The sequence below is a fragment of the Paracoccaceae bacterium genome, from assembly GCA_012103375.1.
In the GTDB taxonomy this organism is placed as follows: domain Bacteria; phylum Pseudomonadota; class Alphaproteobacteria; order Rhodobacterales; family Rhodobacteraceae; genus WLWX01.
Window position 1 is genome coordinate 3,287,734 of sequence record WLWX01000001.1, and the last position, 18,152, is coordinate 3,305,885.

At 61.5% G+C, this 18,152-nt stretch carries 17 protein-coding genes and 1 pseudogene; 6 read left to right on the forward strand and 12 right to left on the reverse strand.

Features of this window, described 5'->3' with window-relative positions; all coding sequences use genetic code 11:
* Positions 1 to 5: 5 nt before the first annotated feature.
* Genes hflK through GKR99_16845 form a run of 3 tightly spaced genes read left to right on the forward strand, consistent with a single transcriptional unit; the run spans position 6 to position 2,238 of the window.
* Entirely contained in the window at positions 6 to 1,154 is a 1,149-nt protein-coding gene (hflK, locus tag GKR99_16835) for an FtsH protease activity modulator HflK (protein NKB29120.1), read from the forward strand.
* Positions 1,154 to 2,044: a protease modulator HflC gene (locus tag GKR99_16840; GenBank protein ID NKB29121.1), complete on the forward strand. Its 891-nt coding sequence runs from the start codon at positions 1,154 to 1,156 to the stop codon at positions 2,042 to 2,044. Before hflK ends, GKR99_16840 begins: the two co-directional genes overlap by 1 nt.
* Positions 2,044 to 2,238 carry a DUF2065 family protein gene (locus GKR99_16845; protein NKB29122.1) on the forward strand — a complete coding sequence of 65 codons (195 nt, stop codon included), beginning with the start codon at positions 2,044 to 2,046 and terminating at the stop codon, positions 2,236 to 2,238. The genes GKR99_16840 and GKR99_16845 overlap by 1 nt, the downstream gene beginning before the upstream one ends.
* 117 nt (positions 2,239 to 2,355) lie before the next feature.
* Here GKR99_16845 and GKR99_16850 read toward each other — a convergent pair whose 3' ends face one another.
* Positions 2,356 to 3,741: an IS1182 family transposase gene (locus GKR99_16850; GenBank protein ID NKB29123.1), complete on the reverse strand. Its 1,386-nt coding sequence runs from the start codon at positions 3,739 to 3,741 to the stop codon at positions 2,356 to 2,358.
* Between the two features lie 185 nt (positions 3,742 to 3,926).
* On the opposite strand from GKR99_16850, the gene GKR99_16855 reads away from it, so the two are divergent.
* Entirely contained in the window at positions 3,927 to 4,889 is a 963-nt protein-coding gene (locus GKR99_16855; protein NKB29124.1) for an acetyl-CoA carboxylase carboxyltransferase subunit alpha, read from the forward strand.
* A gap of 424 nt (positions 4,890 to 5,313) precedes the next feature.
* Positions 5,314 to 6,480: an alpha/beta fold hydrolase gene (locus GKR99_16860; protein ID NKB29125.1), complete on the forward strand. Its 1,167-nt coding sequence runs from the start codon at positions 5,314 to 5,316 to the stop codon at positions 6,478 to 6,480.
* A gap of 46 nt (positions 6,481 to 6,526) precedes the next feature.
* Here GKR99_16860 and GKR99_16865 read toward each other — a convergent pair whose 3' ends face one another.
* The 9 genes and pseudogenes from GKR99_16865 to GKR99_16905 all read right to left on the reverse strand — a co-directional run bounded on the left by GKR99_16865 (position 6,527) and on the right by GKR99_16905 (position 12,969).
* Positions 6,527 to 6,841 carry a metalloregulator ArsR/SmtB family transcription factor gene (locus GKR99_16865; GenBank protein NKB29126.1) on the reverse strand — a complete coding sequence of 105 codons (315 nt, stop codon included), beginning with the start codon at positions 6,839 to 6,841 and terminating at the stop codon, positions 6,527 to 6,529.
* Between the two features lie 205 nt (positions 6,842 to 7,046).
* On the reverse strand, positions 7,047 to 7,460 hold the full coding sequence (locus GKR99_16870; GenBank protein NKB29127.1) for a curlin: 414 nt from the start codon (positions 7,458 to 7,460) through the stop codon (positions 7,047 to 7,049).
* Positions 7,461 to 7,490: 30 nt separating this feature from the next.
* Complete coding sequence (locus GKR99_16875; GenBank protein ID NKB29128.1) at positions 7,491 to 7,898, reverse strand: hypothetical protein; 408 nt, start codon at positions 7,896 to 7,898, stop codon at positions 7,491 to 7,493.
* 75 nt (positions 7,899 to 7,973) lie between these two features.
* Complete coding sequence (locus tag GKR99_16880; protein NKB29129.1) at positions 7,974 to 8,345, reverse strand: hypothetical protein; 372 nt, start codon at positions 8,343 to 8,345, stop codon at positions 7,974 to 7,976.
* A 453-nt stretch (positions 8,346 to 8,798) separates the two neighbouring features.
* Positions 8,799 to 9,756: pseudogene (locus GKR99_16885) on the reverse strand (IS630 family transposase).
* A gap of 124 nt (positions 9,757 to 9,880) precedes the next feature.
* A complete protein-coding gene (locus tag GKR99_16890; protein ID NKB29130.1) occupies positions 9,881 to 10,495 on the reverse strand; it encodes a pyridoxamine 5'-phosphate oxidase family protein in 615 nt (204 codons plus the stop codon).
* Positions 10,488 to 11,258 carry a 1-acyl-sn-glycerol-3-phosphate acyltransferase gene (locus tag GKR99_16895; protein NKB29131.1) on the reverse strand — a complete coding sequence of 257 codons (771 nt, stop codon included), beginning with the start codon at positions 11,256 to 11,258 and terminating at the stop codon, positions 10,488 to 10,490. Before GKR99_16895 ends, GKR99_16890 begins: the two co-directional genes overlap by 8 nt.
* On the reverse strand, positions 11,255 to 12,151 hold the full coding sequence (locus GKR99_16900; GenBank protein NKB29132.1) for a cell division protein FtsX: 897 nt from the start codon (positions 12,149 to 12,151) through the stop codon (positions 11,255 to 11,257). The genes GKR99_16895 and GKR99_16900 overlap by 4 nt, the downstream gene beginning before the upstream one ends.
* 140 nt (positions 12,152 to 12,291) lie before the next feature.
* Positions 12,292 to 12,969, reverse strand: coding sequence for an ATP-binding cassette domain-containing protein (locus tag GKR99_16905; GenBank protein ID NKB29133.1), 678 nt, complete (start codon positions 12,967 to 12,969; stop codon positions 12,292 to 12,294).
* A 182-nt stretch (positions 12,970 to 13,151) separates the two neighbouring features.
* Between GKR99_16905 and GKR99_16910 the strand changes: the two genes are divergently transcribed.
* Complete coding sequence (locus GKR99_16910; protein NKB29134.1) at positions 13,152 to 13,994, forward strand: hypothetical protein; 843 nt, start codon at positions 13,152 to 13,154, stop codon at positions 13,992 to 13,994.
* A 131-nt stretch (positions 13,995 to 14,125) separates the two neighbouring features.
* On the opposite strand, the gene GKR99_16915 is transcribed toward GKR99_16910, so the two are convergent.
* Together GKR99_16915 and lysA are read right to left on the reverse strand one after the other, a co-directional pair.
* Positions 14,126 to 16,699 carry a TIGR02302 family protein gene (locus GKR99_16915; protein ID NKB29135.1) on the reverse strand — a complete coding sequence of 858 codons (2,574 nt, stop codon included), beginning with the start codon at positions 16,697 to 16,699 and terminating at the stop codon, positions 14,126 to 14,128.
* A gap of 174 nt (positions 16,700 to 16,873) precedes the next feature.
* The gene (gene lysA / locus GKR99_16920) at positions 16,874 to 18,145 is read right to left on the reverse strand and encodes a diaminopimelate decarboxylase (protein ID NKB29136.1); all 1,272 of its coding nucleotides are present in this window, start codon (positions 18,143 to 18,145) and stop codon (positions 16,874 to 16,876) included.
* Between the last annotated feature and the right edge of the window lie 7 nt (positions 18,146 to 18,152).

The window sequence follows — 18,152 nt, forward strand, 5'->3', positions numbered from 1 at the left end:
TACCCATGGCAGGTAACAACGGCGGACCCTGGGGGGGTGGCGGCCAGAACGGTGGCGGCGGCGACGATGACGACGGGCGTGGCGGCGGGCGACGCCCTGCAGGCGGCGCGCAAATCCCTGAAATCGACGAGATCGTCAAAAAAGGGCAGGAACAGCTGCGCGTCCTGATGGGCGGTCGCGGCGGTGGTGGCCGCAGCAATGGCACTGGCGGCGGTGGCGGCGGCGGTGGTCCGGCCATCGGACGCGGCACATTGGTGATCGCCGGATTGGTGGCTGCCGGAATGTGGCTGTTCACCTCATTTTATTCTGTGAAACCGGAAGAGCAATCCGTTGAGCTGTTCCTTGGGGAATTCTCGTCCGTTGGTAATCCGGGCCTGAACTTTGCGCCCTGGCCAGTGGTCAAGGCCGAAGTCATTGCCGTAACCCGGGAACGATCTGAAGATATCGGGTTGGGCCGCAGCGGGTCATCGGGTGGTGACGGGCTGATGCTGACGACGGATGAAAACATCCTCGACATTGATTTCCAGGTGGTCTGGAATATCAACGATCCCGCCGCCTTCCTGTTCAACCTGTCGGACGGTCCGCAGACGGTGCGCGCCGTGTCGGAATCCGCCATGCGCGAGATTGTGGCCGGAAGTGAGCTTGCGCCGCTTCTGAACCGGGATCGTGGTGCGACGGCCCAACGTGCCGAAGAACTGATTCAGGCGACACTCGACAGTTACGAGTCGGGTATCAACATCGTCCGGGTGAACCTCAACAAAGCCGACCCGCCGCGCGAGGTGATTGACGCATTCCGCGATGTGCAGGCCGCAGAACAGGAACGTGACCGGCTGGAACGTCAGGCGGACGCCTATGCCAACCGGGTCCTTGCCGGTGCACGCGGTGAAGCGGCGCAGGTTCTGGAAGAGGCTGAAGGTTACCGCGCCCGCGTGGTGAACGAAGCCGAAGGTGAGGCGAGCCGTTTCACGGCCGTCCTGGAAGAATACGTCAAAGCCCCAGAGGTGACGCGCAAGCGTCTGTATCTGGAAACCATTGAAGAGGTGCTGGGACGTGTCGACAAGGTGATCCTCGACGAAGGGGCGGGCGGCGATCAGGGGGTTGTCCCTTACCTGCCGCTCAATGAATTGCGTCGCCAGACAGAGGGGTCGAACTGATGACCAGACTTACCGTACTCATCGCCGTCGTCTTCGTCGCAATAATCGCGCTGATGTCGTCGATTTTCATCGTGGACGAGCGTGAAAAGGCGCTGGTCCTGCAATTTGGTCAGATCAAGCGGGTCAAGGAAGATCCGGGACTGGCATTCAAAATTCCGCTGATTCAGGAGGTCGTGCGCTATGACGACCGTATCCTGTCGCTGGACACCGCCGCGATCGAGGTGACGCCTTCGGACGACCGCCGGTTGGTGGTTGATGCCTTCGCGCGCTATCGGATCGCGGACGCTGTGCAGTTTCGACAGGCGGTTGGCCCCGGTGGCATTCCGCTGGCCGAAGACCGCCTTGACCGAATTTTGATCAACGAGATTCGGGCGGTGCTGGGTTCGGAAGGTGTGACGTCGAACACCATCCTGTCGTCCGAGCGTGCCTCGCTGATGAATCGGATCCGCACTAGTGCAGACGCCGAAGCGGCCTCGCTTGGCCTGGACGTGGTGGATGTGCGGCTGAAGCAGACGAACCTGCCGGAACAGAACCTTGCAGCGACGTTTGAAAGAATGCGCGCTGAACGGGAACGCGAAGCCGCCGACGAACGCGCCCGAGGCGAAGAAGCCGCGCAACGGGTTCGGGCATTGGCGGACCGCACCGTGGTCGAGTTGGTCTCGGATGCGGGTCGAGAGGCCGAGATTGCCCGTGGTGAAGCTGATGCGCGCCGAAATGCGGTCTTTGCCGAAGCCTTTGGCGCCGATCCGGAGTTCTTCGAGTTCTATCGTTCCCTCGCGGCCTATCAGGCTGCTTTGGGGGCGGATAACTCGACGATGGTCATCTCGCCCAATGGGGAATTCTTCGAATACCTCAAATCCGACAATCCAACTGGGCGCGCATCCGAATAATGGCAACGCTGTTACTGGGTGCCGGTCTGGTGCTTGCGTTCGAGGGGCTGGTGCTTGCACTGGCCCCGCGTCGTTTGGAGGAAGCGTTGCAGTTCCTGCTGTCGATCCCGCCGGAAACCCGGCGTATGCTGGGCCTGGCAGCACTGGCGGGCGGCGTGCTGCTGATCTGGCTGGCGCGGGGGATGGGGGCATAGGTTTGGCCCGCCTCGGGCATGGCTTGCGCGTTGTTGGTTTTGGCCGATTCTGTGGAAAAACAACGTGTTGCGGGCGCAGAAAGTAGCGATTTGAACATAGCGCGAGCGCCTTTCTGATCAGGCTTTGCGCGTTTGCTGCGGTGCAGGAAAGATCTTTGCCAGTTTGCGAAGGTTTTGGGCAGTGGCGGCGAGCAGGAATTCGTCATTTGCGCCGCATGGTCCACGTAATCGGAGCCGTCCCAGGCCGAGAATGCGCTTGAGGTGGGCAAAGAGCATTTCGACCTTCTTCCGGAGCTTCACCGAGATCTTGTATTGCGGCGTTTTGGCGATTGCGCGGGCGATGTCGCGAGCGTCCTCATGTTCCTCACGGGTGATCTTACGGGCGTCGGCATTCGGGCAGCACTTCGGCTTGGAAGGACAGGATTGGCAGGTGTGCTTCAGCGCTTGGTACTTGGCCACGCCCTTGCCGGTTGGGCCGCGATTGGGGTCGGAGTAGTTTCGGCGGAACTGCTTCAGAGCCTCGCCTTCCGGGCAGATGTATTGATTGTTCTCGGCATCCCATTCGAAGTCAGCTCGGGACCAGGTGCCATCGGTGCGCCCGGCTTTGTCGAAGACCGGGATGTGCGGTGCGATCTTTTCACCCACCAGCCATCCGAGCATGGGTCCCGATCCGTAGGCGGTGTCGGCGATCAGCCGTTCGGGATGAAGATCGAAGCGCTCTTTGGCCCGCTTCAGCATCGTCTTGGTTGACCCCACCTCGGCTTGACGGATCGACCGTGTCGCTTCCACGTCGACGATGACACCATGATCGGTATCGATGAGATAGTTGTCGGAGTAGGCAAAAAATGCGGGACCCTTACGCGCCGCCGTCCACTGGCTGGCTGGGTCGGAATAGGACGTGAACTTTGGCTCGACCGGTGTCGCTGCTCCGAATGCGGCCTCATCCAGAGTGTCGAGATACTCGCGGACCGCGCGGGGTGCAGCGTCTGCATCGATCCGCGCAATGTCCCATTCTTCCTTTGGCGCAGAGTACTGCTTGTTGGCATCCGCCTCGATCAAGCTGGCATCGACGGCCAGGCGCTGACCGCTGACGAGACCTTCGGCGATGCATCGCGCGACCGTGGTCTCGAAGAGATGGCGCAGCAGCTCACTCTCGCGGAACCGACCATGCCGGTTCTTTGAAAAGGTCGAGTGATCCGGCACCCGATCGGCCAGGTCGAGCCGACAAAACCACCTGTACGCGAGGTTCAAGTGTACCTCTTCACAGAGCCGCCGCTCGGACCGGATGCCGAAGCAGTAACCGACGATCAGCATCCGGATCAGCAGTTCAGGATCGATCGAAGGACGACCGGTGTGGCTGTAGAAATCGGCAAGATGGGCGCGGATGCTGCTCAGATCGACGAAACGATCAATCGATCGCAGCAGGTGATCTTGCGGGACATGGTCTTCCAGCGAGAACTCATAGAACAGCGCCGCCTGTGCTTCCTGCCTCGGTCCCATCATGGCTGATCCTCCCGCTTGTTGAGAGGATTGAATCAGCGCCATAGCCCTCGATCAAGCAGGAGTTTTTCAACAAAATTAGCCATTTTCATCGCCAACGACAACCTTGCCTCGCGCCTGCACCCGCTGACCTGTTGCACCCCCTGCGTCACACCTCCTATACCTAGCCCGGTAACCCGGAGGCGCACATGACCCATTATCTTGAGTTCGAACGAGACCTGGCCGAGATCGAAGGCAAAGCCGATGAACTGCGCGCTATGGCCGAAAAGTCCGAAGCCGTGAACGTGGAAAAAGAGGCCGCCGCGCTGGACAAGAAATCGGCGACGATGCTCAAAGACCTCTATAAGGATCTGACGCCCTGGCAGAAATGCCAGGTGGCGCGGCACCCGGACCGGCCCCATTGCAAAGACTATATCGCCCGGCTGTTCACCGATTACACACCGCTGGCAGGCGACCGGAACTTTGCCGATGACCACGCGGTGATGGGCGGCATTGCCCGGCTGGACGGGCGCGCGGTGATGGTGATCGGGCATGAAAAGGGCAACGACACCAAATCGCGGATTGAACGCAATTTCGGCATGGCCCGCCCCGAAGGGTATCGCAAGGCAATCCGCCTGATGGATCTGGCGGGCCGTTTCGGCATGCCCATCGTCACGCTGATCGACACGCCCGGCGCTTATCCCGGCAAGGGGGCCGAAGAACGCGGCCAGTCCGAAGCGATTGCACGCTCCACAATGAAATGCCTGGAGGTCGGCGTGCCGCTGGTCAGCGTAATCATCGGCGAAGGTGGTTCTGGCGGTGCGGTGGCCTTCGCGACGGCCAACCGGGTCGCGATGCTGGAACACTCGATCTATTCGGTAATCAGCCCCGAAGGGTGCGCCTCGATCCTGTGGAAAGACGCCGAGAAAATGCGCGAGGCTGCGGAAGCGCTGCGCCTGACCGCGCAGGATCTGAAATCGCTGGGCGTCATTGACCGGATCATCGCCGAGCCGGTCGGCGGCGCCCAACGCGGCCGGTATGAAGCGATCGACGGCGTCGGCAAAGCGATTGAGGCGATGATCGCGGAATTGTCGAAGAAAACGCCCGAGGCACTGATCAAGGATCGGCGTGAGAAGTACTTGAATATCGGGACGAAGGGGCTGGCGGCTTAGGGGGGCTCAATCCTCTGGTTGGTCGCTCGGAACCATTGGCGACATTCACTATCCCAGTAACCTGCACATTATCGAATACTGGAATGCTCGAAGGAGCCAAGTTTATTTCTACCTGACGTATTCACCATCCGCAGGGGGACCCCGAGTAAGCCCGCCACAATCGTTTGGATGCGTTTACGTCTCCGCTCTCTTGCCGACTTGATTGCCTCGCGTCTTGCTTGGAGAATGGCTGGGTGGCGACCTTCGACGTGTTTCAAAAGCGCGGTATCAATTGGTGGCATCATCAGCTTGATCCTTTCGTGATGCACCCATACTGACCGGCAAATAATTGGCTGTCTTTCAGACCATCCTTAGAAATCCCTGTGTTTCCCCTTAGAGTTTGCCCGCGCTTGCCGACCTATCGGTTTTCCGATCAACTGGGTCCATGATTTACAGGTTTTCTGACTGCAGGCTGGACACGGACAAACGCGCGTTATTTCGCAACGATACACCTGTCCCGGTTGAGCCTCAGGTCTTCGATTTGCTGCACCTTCTTGCTGAAAATGCCGACCGGGTGGTGACGCGGGACGAAATCATTGACGCGGTTTGGGGCGGGCGCATTGTATCAGAATCCGCAATCAGTGCGCGGATTGCAGCGATGAGAAAGGCCGTTGGCGACGACGGAAAATTGCAATCCATCATTCGTACTGTGCAGCGGCGCGGGTTGCAGTTTGTTGCCGAAATTAAGAATACAATTGAATTGACGCCCGAGGCCGCCCCAACTCCGCAGGTCCGCTACGCGAGTAGCGATGGGGGCAAATCATTGGCATATACGATCACCGGAAACGGCCCCCGATTACTGAGGGTTCCTGCCACGCCAGCGGATATTGGCATGGAATGGGAACTGCCGGGGCTGCGCGGGATCATAGAAACGAATTCTGCCGAATTTGAACTGTTGCGCTATGACGGCTTTGGATTTGGAATGTCGGATCGCGACATTGATAATGTCGATTGCGAACGTGATGCAGACGATTGCCGCGCTGTGGCCGACGCAGCGGGATGGGACAGGTTTGCAATTTACAGTGAATCCGGCGCTTGCTTTGAGGCAATCCAATTCGCGGCAAAATACCCGGAAAGAGTAAGCAAGATGGTTCTGCTTGGCGGCTACGCAGAAGGGCGAACCCGCCGGTCACAATCTGAAGAACCGGACATATTGCGGGCCATGATCCGCGAAAGCTGGGAATCAGAAGAAGACTATTTCGCGCGCGCTTTCATGCTGGCCTATACACCGGAAGGTCCGTTTCCAGTTGTCGGTGAAATGGCAAAAATGATGCGGGCAAGCGGTACGACCGAAGCCATGACAATGCTGCGCGATGCCGTGAACAATTATTCTATCCTGCCTGTGCTTTCCAAGGTGCAATGTCCCACACTCGTTGTCCACGGACGCAAGGATGCGGTCCATCCGTTAAGTGAGGCCAAGAAATTGGCCGCTGGAATTCCAAACGCAGAGCTTCTGGTCCTTGAGACCGCAAATCACCTCCCACTTTTGGGTCACCCGACTTGGGACGTATATTTTGAAGCGTTCTGCCGCTTTCTAAAGACTGATTCCTAGGGGGGTCGTCCCGCAGTGGGAAAGGCTTCGCATTCCCGCAGGGTCCTCATTCCTCCTCCACCATCTCTGCATACCGCGCCAACCGCGCCCCCCAAACCTCCCGCGCCTCCGCCAACCAATCCGCGCCAACCCCAAACCCCTCGACCGACAACGCGCTCCAGCGCTTCCGACCCTCCTTCCGTGTCTCGATCAATCCGGCATTCTCCAGCACACTCAGGTGCTTCATGAAACTCGGCAGGGCCATTTTGAACGGGTGAGACAAGCTGGTGACCGGCATTGGGCCGTGCGACAGGCGGTCCAGGATCGCGCGGCGGGTGGGGTCGGCGAGGGCGTGGAAGGTTTTGTTCAAGGGGTCGGACATATGGTGTGGTACATCGGAAATCTTTACTTAGCAATACGGCTAAGTAATGTAATAAGACCTAAAAAAATAAGGCATATCCAAACTCTACAGCCGATCTGGGTGCAGCAAAAAAAATGGCCCTCCGGGGCAGGAAATCCGGAGGGCCAGCACGGCAGGCAGGGATGCACAGGACAGGGAGGACGCGTCTGCCGTGGTCGTGGGGTCGTCAGAAACCGATCTGAAGCAGCAGACCGGTATCGCCATCGATCTGCTGATCAACGTGGCCCTCGGCGCCTTCACCGATCTGGAAAATGCCGAATGCCTGGTTGTCGCCTTGCTGGTTCAGCGTCGCGGTGTGGCCGTCGCCGTCCTGTTCGATGACGCCGAAGCTGCCGTTGCCGGACTGGGCGATACCGGCAGCGTTGCCGTTGCCGTTCTGCTCGATATAGGCGTCACTCTCGATCGCCTTGGCAAAGGCATAGAGGCCAAGGCCAAAGCGCATGGCCTGACGTTCTTCTTCGTTCTTAGGTTCAATCGCGATGCTGATCTGACCACCGGCGACGGCAGGGGCCGCGAAACCGGTGGTGGCCAAAAGGGTTGCGGTGACGAGGGCGGCGGGGATGGTGCGGAACTTGGTCATGGGAATATCTCCTTGGCAGAGGGGTTGGGATCAAAGGTCGGTCGTGGGATCGTCGCTGGAGCAGGTGTAGGTCTGCCCGCCGACATCGATGGTCAGGGTCGCGTCATAGCTGGCAGAGCTTCCGCCCAGCGTGGTCTGGCCCAGGGTGCGGGTTTCGCCCGCGGCGACGGCGAAGTTGCCGCCCTGGTTGATCATGGCGCGCCCACCGCCACCGGATTTGGCGACGCTGAAGCGATAGCTGCCGCGCATGTCGGTGTCGGCATGGACCAACGCCTGAAGGTTGACGCTGCGGCCCTGTTTGGCGACGGCAATCTGGCAGACCGGTGCGTTGGCGACCGTTGTTACGTTGGTGGTCGGGTGGCTGGCCGATACGGCGGCGGTGCAGGCGGCCGCCGCTGACAGGGCAGCAACCGGAAGGAATGTGCGGGGAAAGGCCATGGCGGGGGCTCCTGATAAGCGGGAATTTGGGATGTGCCGGAGGCGGGGGAGGGACACCCCCGGCACGGGGCGGGATCAGTTCTGGATGAAGACCGACACGTTGCCGGCGCCCATCTGGTGGGATTCGGCGCTGTTGCCGTTGCCGACCTGGATGATGCCAACCGCGTTGCAGTCGCCGTCCTGGCTGGCCACAGCGTTGTTGAAGCTGCCGATCTGGGCAACACCGGCCAGGTTGCAGTCGCCGTGCTGGGCAACATCAGCGTTGTTCGCCAGACCAGCCTGACCAACAACAACCGTGTTGTCGTTGCCGAACTGGCCGCCGCCAAGGGCGTTACCAAAGCCCCACTGGCTGAGCGATGCGTTATTACCAGCAGCCATGGCCGAAGCAGCAGGCAGCGTGATCATCAGGGCAAGGGCGGCAGTCTTGAATGGTTTGGTGAAGGTCATGGTCACTATCCTTTGGGTATGCAGGTTACGGGTTACGATGTTCGGCGGTGCGGGGTTGCTGTGCCGATGACCCAACCTGGCCGCGGCCTGCCATGTCAGGCAATAACGCCGGAATGCTATGAAATGACGTGACGTAAGCTATTGGATGACGCCGGGTAAGATCGGCCGTGTTATCGGATATCGGCGGTAGGAATTTCGACAATTACTGTTTTAATTCAATAGGTTATATTTTCGGTGCTCTCAAAGTATTTTTGAACCATTTTTCAACCCCTGTTTGAAACGACGCTGAACGCACAAAGGAAATCGGGGTGTGAATCGAGTCATTTCCTGCGTCCATCAGGCCAGATCCGATCAGGGTGCGAAAAATCGGCAGAATCGCAGGCGCAGCACATGGATATCGCCAGGCCGCCAGGGCGTTCGAATCAGCAATCCACGCGCTAAAGCGTTTCGACATTAACCTGAGACATATCCGGCGGCCTTAAAGTAGTTCCAGCATTCTACTGGGTCGTAGAGATCGCAGATTGCTCCGATTGCTTCGAAGACCTGGGTAAAGGACCTGGCCCCGATCCGTCGCAAATGGGCTTTCAGTTTAGAGAAGGCCTGCTCGATGGGATTCAGGTCGGGCGAGTACGGTGGCAGGTAAAGGAACCAGCAGCCGTGATTGCGTAAAGCCTGCGTCGCCTCCTTATTCCGGTGGGTTGCCAGGTTGTCGAGAATGACGACAGTGCCGGGGTTGATCTCGGGGACCAGCACTTCGCGGATGTAGGCCGCGAAGGCGGGGCCATCTATCGCTCCCTTGATGACCCAAGGTGCGATCAGCGCGCCTTGGGTCAGGCCCGCGATCAAGGTTTGGGTTCCCCAGCTTCCGAAGGGCGCATCCATCGTCAGGCGCTTACCGCGCTTGGCTCTGCCGCGTAGGCGCGTGAGGTTTGTCTTCACTGCGGTTTCGTCAATAAAGACAACGCGCTCAGGAAAGGTCGCAATGGCTGGCGAGCGGTATCTGAACCAGTCGGCCCGTTGCTGCCTTACCTTGGCGCGGCGGCGCTCGGTTGCGACCAGCGACTTTTTTGTACGTGAAGCCGAGCCGGGACAGAAGGTTGGCGATGGAGGAGTGATGCACCCGCACACCCTCTGCATCGGCCAGCGCATTACGCAACTCAAAGAGCGTGATGTCAGGGTCTTGTGCGATCAACTCCTCAAAGAATTCCCGATGCGGAGCCAGCTTTCCCTTGCCGCGCGGCGGTCCCTGCCGGGCAGGTTCCGCATGACCCTTCATCCTCACCTGACGCGCCCACCGCGCGCCTGTGGCAGGCGACAGCTTCAACCGCAACGCCGCCGCGCGCCCGCTCAACCCTTCTTCAATGTATCTCTGAAACCGTATCCGAAGCGCAGATGGCAAAGGTGCTGACATGATCCATCCTCCCAAACAGGATGAATCACAGATCAGGTCTCAAGGGAATCCCTCGCGATTCAGGTTCAAGCCGAAACGCTTTAGGAGCGGCGATTCGTCAGATCCGGACCGTCGCGCCGCATCTTCACCACATCGAGGATTCGGCGCGTTCCGGCCAGGCGCGGTCATAGTCCGGGCCGCCGACCTCTCCGTCTGTCATTGCAGCCAACATCTGACCCGGCGTTGGCAGCCCCTCACTTTTGTCACCACGGGCCCACATGCCTGAACGCATCAGCGCGCGCGAACATTGAAAGTACACCTCGGACACGCGGATCACTGCGACGGTGCGCGGCAGGTTGCCATTGCGGGCGAATCGCTGACGCAACGGTTCGTCCGCGGTGATCCGGGCCGTGCCATTCACCCGCACGACGTTGCTTGATCCCGGCACCATGAACATCAGTGACACCCGCCCGTCGCGCACGATGTTGCGCAGCGAATCGATGCGGTTGTTGCCGTTCCAGTCGGGCAGGGCCAATGTCTGCGGGTCCAGCTCGATCACCACTGGCCCGTCATCGCCGCGCGGGGTTCCATCGGTGCCTTCCGGACCGACAGTGCTGAGCACGACAAAGCGCGAGGCCGCGATCCAGGCGCGATATTCAGGCGTCAGCCGGTCGGCCACCTTGCGCAGCGACGGGGCCTGGGCGGTGCCATAATGCGCCTCCAGCGCGGCGATGTCGGTCAGATACTCTACGTCAGCCATGCTGCTCTGCCTTTTGGTCAATCACCGGGAAGCCAGCTTCGGCCATCAACCTGTCCGAGGCCGCTTCGACTTCGGATTCCAATCGCGCCAGAAATGGCCGCTGCTTCATTCCCGGGGCAATCGGGTCAAGGAATTCGACCACGGCAAGACCGGGACGGCGATAAAACCCGTGGCGCGGCCAGAACACGCCGACATTCGCAGCCGCCGGGATACAAGGCTGCGCCAGTTGATCGTACAGAACCGCCGGGCCAACCTTGTAGGGAAGCGATTTGCCCGGCGCGACCCGGGTGCCCTGCGGATAGATTATCAGCTGTCCGGGGTCCGGGCTGTTTCTGACCCCGTCCACCATTTGTTTGATGGCCTTGCCCCGTTTGCCGCGATCCACCGGAATGCAGCCGATGCGCAGCGCATACCAACCCAGCAACGGCGCCCATCTCAGGATACTTTTCATGATGAAACGCGGACGCGGCACCGCGCTGATAATCATGATGATGTCAAAAAAGCTCTGATGTTTGGCGGCAATTATCACCTCGCCCGTGGGAACCGGGCCGCGAATTTCCGAGCGCAGGCCACAGATCACCCGCGCCGAAAACCGAACCCAGCGGCAGTATGCGTGTACCGCACTGTAGGCGTACTCGCGCGAGAACAGCGCCGGGATGAACCAGATAACCGCACAGATCAGCATTGCCACATACATCTGTCCGATGAACAGGACCGAGCGGAGCCACTGAACACCATAGGCGACGCCCGAAAGTTCTGTCATGGCAGCGACCGAAGCGCTTGAAGCGCCGCAGCGCGGGTCGCGGCGAAGGAAATCGCCGCCGCCAACAGCGGGATCGCAAGCGGCAACAGCCATTCCCATCCCTGAAATCGCAACCCGGTCAGGAAGCCGCCCGCCGAATCGGTGGCCGGCATCAGGGCCACCGCGATGGTGCCAGCCAGACTGCCAACGCCTGCGCCGATCAATGCACGCCAAGTAAAGCGGCGCACAAAGGCCCCTGCGATGAAGGCATCACGCGCGCCAACCAGACGCAGAACCCGGATCACCTGCGCATTCGCGGACAGGGCCGCATTGGCGGCCAGCACGATGATCGCCACCATGGTCAGCGCGATAAGGGTCACGGCCGTCAGCCCGATGGTGCGCAACCGCCAGGCCGCGCTGACAAGCGGCTGTCGCCAGGCACTGTGATTGTCCAGAATGGCATCGGGCGCTTCGGCGGCAAGCCGCAGGCGCAACCCGTCTTCGTCATAGCCCGAGCGATCTTCGATGATCTCGATCAGTTGCGGCACCGGCAGGGTTTCCGGGTCCAGCCCGCTTCCCAGCCATGGTTCCAACAGGGCCAGGCTTTCCGATTCTTCAAGCGCACGCGCCGAGGCGATGCCAGGGGTTTGCGAAAGCGCGGTCAGCACAGCCTCGGTCTGGGCTACCTGGAATTCGGCCGGGGCCGATATGCGCACCGTGGCCGTGCGCGCCAGTTCCGCGCCCCAGCGATCCGCCATCCGCCCCGACGCAAGCGACAGCGCCATCGCGAATATCGCCAGAAACGCCATGGTCGCGGCGGCAAAAACCGTCAGCCGTGCGGTCATCCCCTTGCGCGGCACCACATGCTGCGCGCGCCGGTCCGGCACTAGCGAGGTTAGCGGGAATCGCGGCATGTGAATCTTGTTCAATGCCTCGAAACTCAACTTCCCGCGCAACGCCCCGCCCATCGACGGGGGTGTCGTGGCGTCGGCTGGTGCCCCTTCGATACCGTCGGCATCATCCGTTTCAGGCGCGTCGGATTTGGCCTCGCCGCTCATAGGTCTGCCCCCGCCGCATGGACGCCGCCGTCGCGGATGCGCAGCACGCGCGCGGCAACCTGCGTCTTCGCGGCCCGGATCAGGTTCAGATCATGGGTGGCGATCAGGATCGTCTTGCCCATCTTGTTCAACTCGATCAGCAAACGCAGCAGGCGCAATGACATCTCCCAGTCGACATTGCCGGTGGGCTCATCCGCCAGCACCACATCGGGGGCCACAATCACCGCGCGCGCAAGGGCGCCACGCTGGCGTTCACCGCCAGACAGTTCCGGAGGCATTGCATCCGCACGATCCGACAGGCCGACCCAGACCATCAGCTCTTTCAGGTCGTTTTCGGACGACGCCGTGCCACTGCCGGTCGCCGTTACCGGCAGGGCAATATTCGCCTGCAAGGTCAGATGGTCGAGGAATTCGCAATTCTGATGCACCACCCCCACGCGGCGGCGCAACGCGGCGATATCGTCGCGGTTCAACGATCCCGCGTCCTGATCAAACAGCGTGATATGCCCCTCATCCGGGCGCAGGTCGAGGTAGCACAGCTTCAGGATCGTGGTCTTGCCCGATCCCGACGGGCCGGTCAGGAAATGAAACGACTCCGCCGGCAGGTCCAGGTTCAACCCCGACAGCAGCGAACGCCCGCCGTAGCCATAGCTTACATTCTGCAACTGAATCACCGGCTGCGGCCCCCGCGCGTTCGCCCCATTCGATGTATCTTTTGCCTGACTGGCCACGGTGTTGCAACGCCATGTGGCAGCGGCTGATTCGCATAGCGCTTTGCCTTTGCCCCGCCGCTTGCTAGAAACGCCCCGAGGCGATCAAGTGATCCCGGACAAACCGGGAGGCGAAAGGGGCAGACATGCGACTAAAGTGCCCGAACTGCGGGGCGGAATACGAAGTCGATAGCGCGATGATCCCGGATCCGGGGCGCGATGTGCAATGCGCAGCCTGCGGCCACGGCTGGTTCCAGGACGCCGAAGGCGCGCCCGGTGACGGGGCCGTCACGCTGGATGCGCTGAGGTCGGAACACTCCGGATCCGCCGAAGCAACCGCGCCACCCGTGCCCGAAGTCGCCGAGGACAGCGATATCGACGCGGATGAGGTCACGGCCATCCCCGCGCCCGACACGCTTCTGACGCCGGACCGGCGCAGTCTGGACCCGAATGTCCGTAAGATCCTCGAAGAAGAAGCCGCGCTTGAACGCAAGGCACGGGCGGCAGACCTCCGGCCATTGACCAGCCAGCCGGATCTGGGCCTCGACGATCTGGAAGAAAGCGATTTCAAACGCAGCGACGCCAGGCAAGGCGATATCGCGGCCAGTCTGGATGACGAGGTTGACCTTGCCCCCGCAGCGACAGCGGCCCTGGCCAGGCCAGCGAAATCAGCCGGTGAACGCCTGCCGAATGTTGAAGAGATCAACTCGACCCTGCGATCGGACACAGAGCGCGACCCAAGGCAGGAAGCGGCCGTCGTCACCCGCGATGTGCGGCAGAACAAACGCGGGTTCCGTCTGGGATTTTCGATCATGCTGATCGCGACAACGCTTGCCATTCTGGCCTATATTTACTCGCCGCTACTGGCCGAGCAATTCCCGGACATGCGCGACCCGCTGGCGCGCTATGTCGACAACGTGAACCAGCTGCGCGACGGGATCGACGGTGTGATGGACCGGGTTTCAGACTGGTTGCGACAGTTGCTATAGCGTGACGCGACCGTCGACTGCGGTGAATTCGGCGGGATTGTTGCCCAACAAGGTCGGTGGACACCCGCGACAGGTGAAACCAGCGCGCCGATTTTGCGCGTGAACCGGCGCTGCTTGCGGCCTGCGCTTTGTCAGAACCGGTCGAGCAAGCGTTTGAGGTAATCCAGTTCCGCCTCGGGCCGGGATTGTTCACCGGAACGCCGGCGGATTTCATCCAGTAGTTCCCGCGCGCGCCGATAGACGTCTTCGCCCTGCAACAGATCTTCGTTGGTGCCGATCCGCCCCCGCGCACCGGGCTGGCGGCCCAGCGGATCGTTTTCGGTCGGGCTGGCAACCTGACCCTGACTGTCGCCCTGCTGACCCTGGCGTTGCTGCTGGGCCATTTGCTCACTCAAATTGCGCATGCCTTCGCGCAACGCTTCCATCGCCTGACTCTGCTGGTCCAGCGCTTCAGCAAAATCATCCTGGCGCAAGGCATCTTCGGCACCATCCATCGCCTCGCCCGCGCGGTCCAATGCCTCGCGCGCGGCGTCGCCTTCGGGGGTGCCTGCGCCGGGCAGGTTCTGCTGCTGCCGGTTAAGCTGATCGCGTAATGCCTGCTGGCGATCGGCCAGATCACCCGCCTGATCGCCGCCGCCGCCTTCGGCCTGCTGATTGTCGCCCTGACCCTGACCGCCCTGCCCTTCGTGGCTTTCACCCCGGCCCTGGCCGCCGTTGCGGCCTTCATTCTGGCCCGACTGGCCCGCCTGCGCATTTGGGTTGAATTGTTCCTGAAGGTCGCGGAATGCCTCGTCACTCAGCCCCTGCTGTTCGCGCAGGGTTTCGGCAAGGCCTTCCATCGCCTGTTCGCCCTGTGACTGGCCCTGACCCTGCTGACCCTCGGCCACCTGCATGTTTTCCATCATCTCACGCAGCTGGTCGAGCAGGGCCTGCGCTTCGTCCATGCGGCCCTGTTCCATCAGCTCCTGAATGCGGTCGAGCATCTGTTGCAGTTGATCCTGCGTGACTTCCTGGGTTTCGCCCTGATTGTTCTGCGCCTGCTGGTTCTCGCCGTCCTGTGCCTGTTCGGCCAGCTGCCGGATATAGTCCTGCATCGCCTGGCGCAGTTCTTCCATCAGTTCGGCAATCTCGGGGTCGGTGGCACCGTTGCGCGCCGCCTCGCTCAGCTTGTCCTGGGCGCGGCGCAGACGTTCCAGCGCGGACGACAGGTTGCCGTCTTCGATCAGCACCGCGATGCGCCACAGGGCATCGGCGGCTTCATCGCGCGCCTCATATGTGATCGGGCTTTGGATCTCGGTCGCAAGGTTGAGGCGCCGGATCGCGACACGCAGCATCAGGTAAGAGGTTTCCGAACGGAAGAACCCTTCGGGGCGGTGGCTGGTCGCGCGCAGGATCTGGACGATCCGTGGGGCATTTTCGCGGTTCCAGAAAAGATCGCGGCGCTGTTCGATCAACGCCTTGGCCATCGGGTCAAAGAAGCGGCGGCCCGGCAGGACATTGCCGAGGATTTCGGTCTGGCCGATATGACCTGCGGCATCCTCGACCGTCATCGTGATCGTCACCGGCAGGCCCGCCCAGCGATGATCCTCAAAGCCTTCGATCATCACCTCGTCAAATTCGCTGCGATCCCCGGTAAACGGCATCGGCAGGTCAAGCGCGATCGGCTCCACCGGCTCGGGGTCGAGCGTTAGCCCATGCCGCCGGTCCAACCGGGCCTGATCCAGCGCAATGACCGCGTCACCGGCGACAACGCCATAATCGTCGCGCGCGGTGAATGGCTGGCGCAGTTCGCCAGCAATCGTGCGCTCCATCTCCTCGGCAATTTCGACGACCGGGGCGGTATCGGCAATCACCGAGATATCCCAGCTGCGACCGCCGGTGCCATCAATCGAAAGCGTTCCATCCTGCACGACATCAAAGGACTGCGACGGCTCGCTGGCCGGTGGAACCTCGCCCACGCGGGCCGACAGGGTTTCGGCGACCGTCAGGCCGCCAACCTCGCCATAAAGCTGGATCGTGATGCGGCTGCCGATGGGCACGTCAAAGGCGGCGGCAGTAATGTCGTTGAGGTAGAGGCTTGGCTTGCCGGTATAAGCCGGCGGTTCGACCCACCCTTCCCACGTTGGGCCGGATGCAAGGGCGGCGCCAGCGCCGGGCGCAATTTCGCTAACGGTCGCGACGCGCCAGACCGACCCGAAGATCAGCGCGACCGCGAAGGCGAGGACAGCGACATAGCGCAGGGCATAGGGGTCACGGCCCGAGATTTTCAGATCAGGCGCCGCCGCTTTCGCCTTGGCCGCACGATCTTCCATACGTTGCAGATGCGCGTTCCAGACGGCTTCGGACGCCGTGTCGCCTGCGCCAATGGCCTGAGTATCTGCCAATGCCGTGATCGGGCGCCCTGGCAGGCGGGAATCCAGGCGTTCAATGGCTTCAGCGGCGGTCGGCCAGCGGAACGCACGAATGCCCCAGATCAGCGCCGCAAGCGCGGCAAGGGCAAGAACGACCGCACCGGCCCAGGCAGCCTCCAACGGGGCGGAATCCTGCGCACCTAGCATCAGAAGGGCAAGGACGACCAGTACGACAGACCAGAATGGCCAAAAGGCACGGGTCGCATTCTCGGCCAACATCCCGGCACGGGTCAGCCACAGCGGTCGGCGCAAGCGGCGCGCCGCCGTGGGGGGTATGTTCGTCTGGTCGGTCATGCTTACAGAAAAACCACGCGAGACTGGACTGGGCGAGGATAACGCTCAATTGCAGGATTAGATAGGGCTGGTTCGCCGCTTTGACAGGGACGTGATGGGCGGGAAAGCGCCAGGTGTTTGGATTTGTTATGTTTGGTGGTGCGCGATTGGTCTGAGGCGGACGTGATCCGCGCCTCAGCCACCCATCCATTCCGGCAGGCGATCCCGGCCCAGCATCTCTTCGACGCTTGGCCTTGGCCGGATCACCGCCCATTGGTCGCCATCGACCAGAATCTCGGGCACCAACGGGCGAGAGTTATACTCGCTCGCCATCACTGCGCCATAGGCCCCGGCAGAGCGGAATGCGACCAGATCACCGGACGTCATCGGCGGCAGGGGCCGGGCGCGCGTGAACGTGTCGCCGGTCTCACACACCGGGCCGACCACATCCATCGGTGCCATCTCGACGCCCGCGGGCGGTTCGACCAGCGGCACGATGTCGTGCCAGGCGTTGTACATCGCCGGGCGGATCAGGTCGTTCATCGCCGCATCCAGGATCAGGAAGGTGCGATCCTCGCCCTGTTTTACAAAAATCACGCTGGACACCAGCACCCCGGCGTTGCCCGCGATCAGGCGCCCCGGCTCGATCTCGATCTCGACATCCATGTCGGCAAATACGCCCTGGACCATCGCGCCATAATCGGTCGGCAGCGGCGGCGCGGCATTGGAACGCTCGTACGGAATGCCCAGACCGCCGCCGAGGTCGAGGCGGCGAATGTCATGCCCATCAGCGCGCAGGATGCGGGTCAGATCGGCGACCTTATGATAGGCCGCCTCGAACGGGGCGAGGTCGACCAGCTGGCTTCCGATATGCACGTCGATTCCGACGACGTGCAAACCGGGCAGCTTTGCGGCCACCGCATAGACATCGCGCGCGCGGGAAATCGGAATGCCGAACTTGTTCTCGGATTTGCCGGTGGCGATCTTTTCGTGCGTTTTGGCGTCAACATCGGGGTTGACCCGCACGGTGATCGGCACCGTGACGCCCATGTCGCGGGCGACACGGTCCAGCAGCTCCATTTCCGGTTCGGATTCGACGTTGACCTGCCGGATACCGCCGAACAGGGCAAGGCGCATTTCCGCTTCGGTCTTGCCGATGCCGGAAAACACGATCCGATCTCCGGGAACGCCAGCGGCGCGGGCGCGCGCATATTCACCGCCCGAGACGACATCCATGCCCGCGCCAAGATCGCCCAGCAGTTTCACAACCGCGAGGTTGGAATTCGCCTTCATCGCATAGCAGATCAGATGGGCGATCCCGCTCAGCGCCTCATCAAACAGCCGATAATGGCGCGCCAGCGTGGCGGTTGAATAGCAGTAGAACGGAGTGCCTACGCGGGCCGCAATCTGGGCCAGCGGCACATCTTCGGCCTGCAAGACGCCGTTATGATAGAGGAAATGATCCATACCGCCC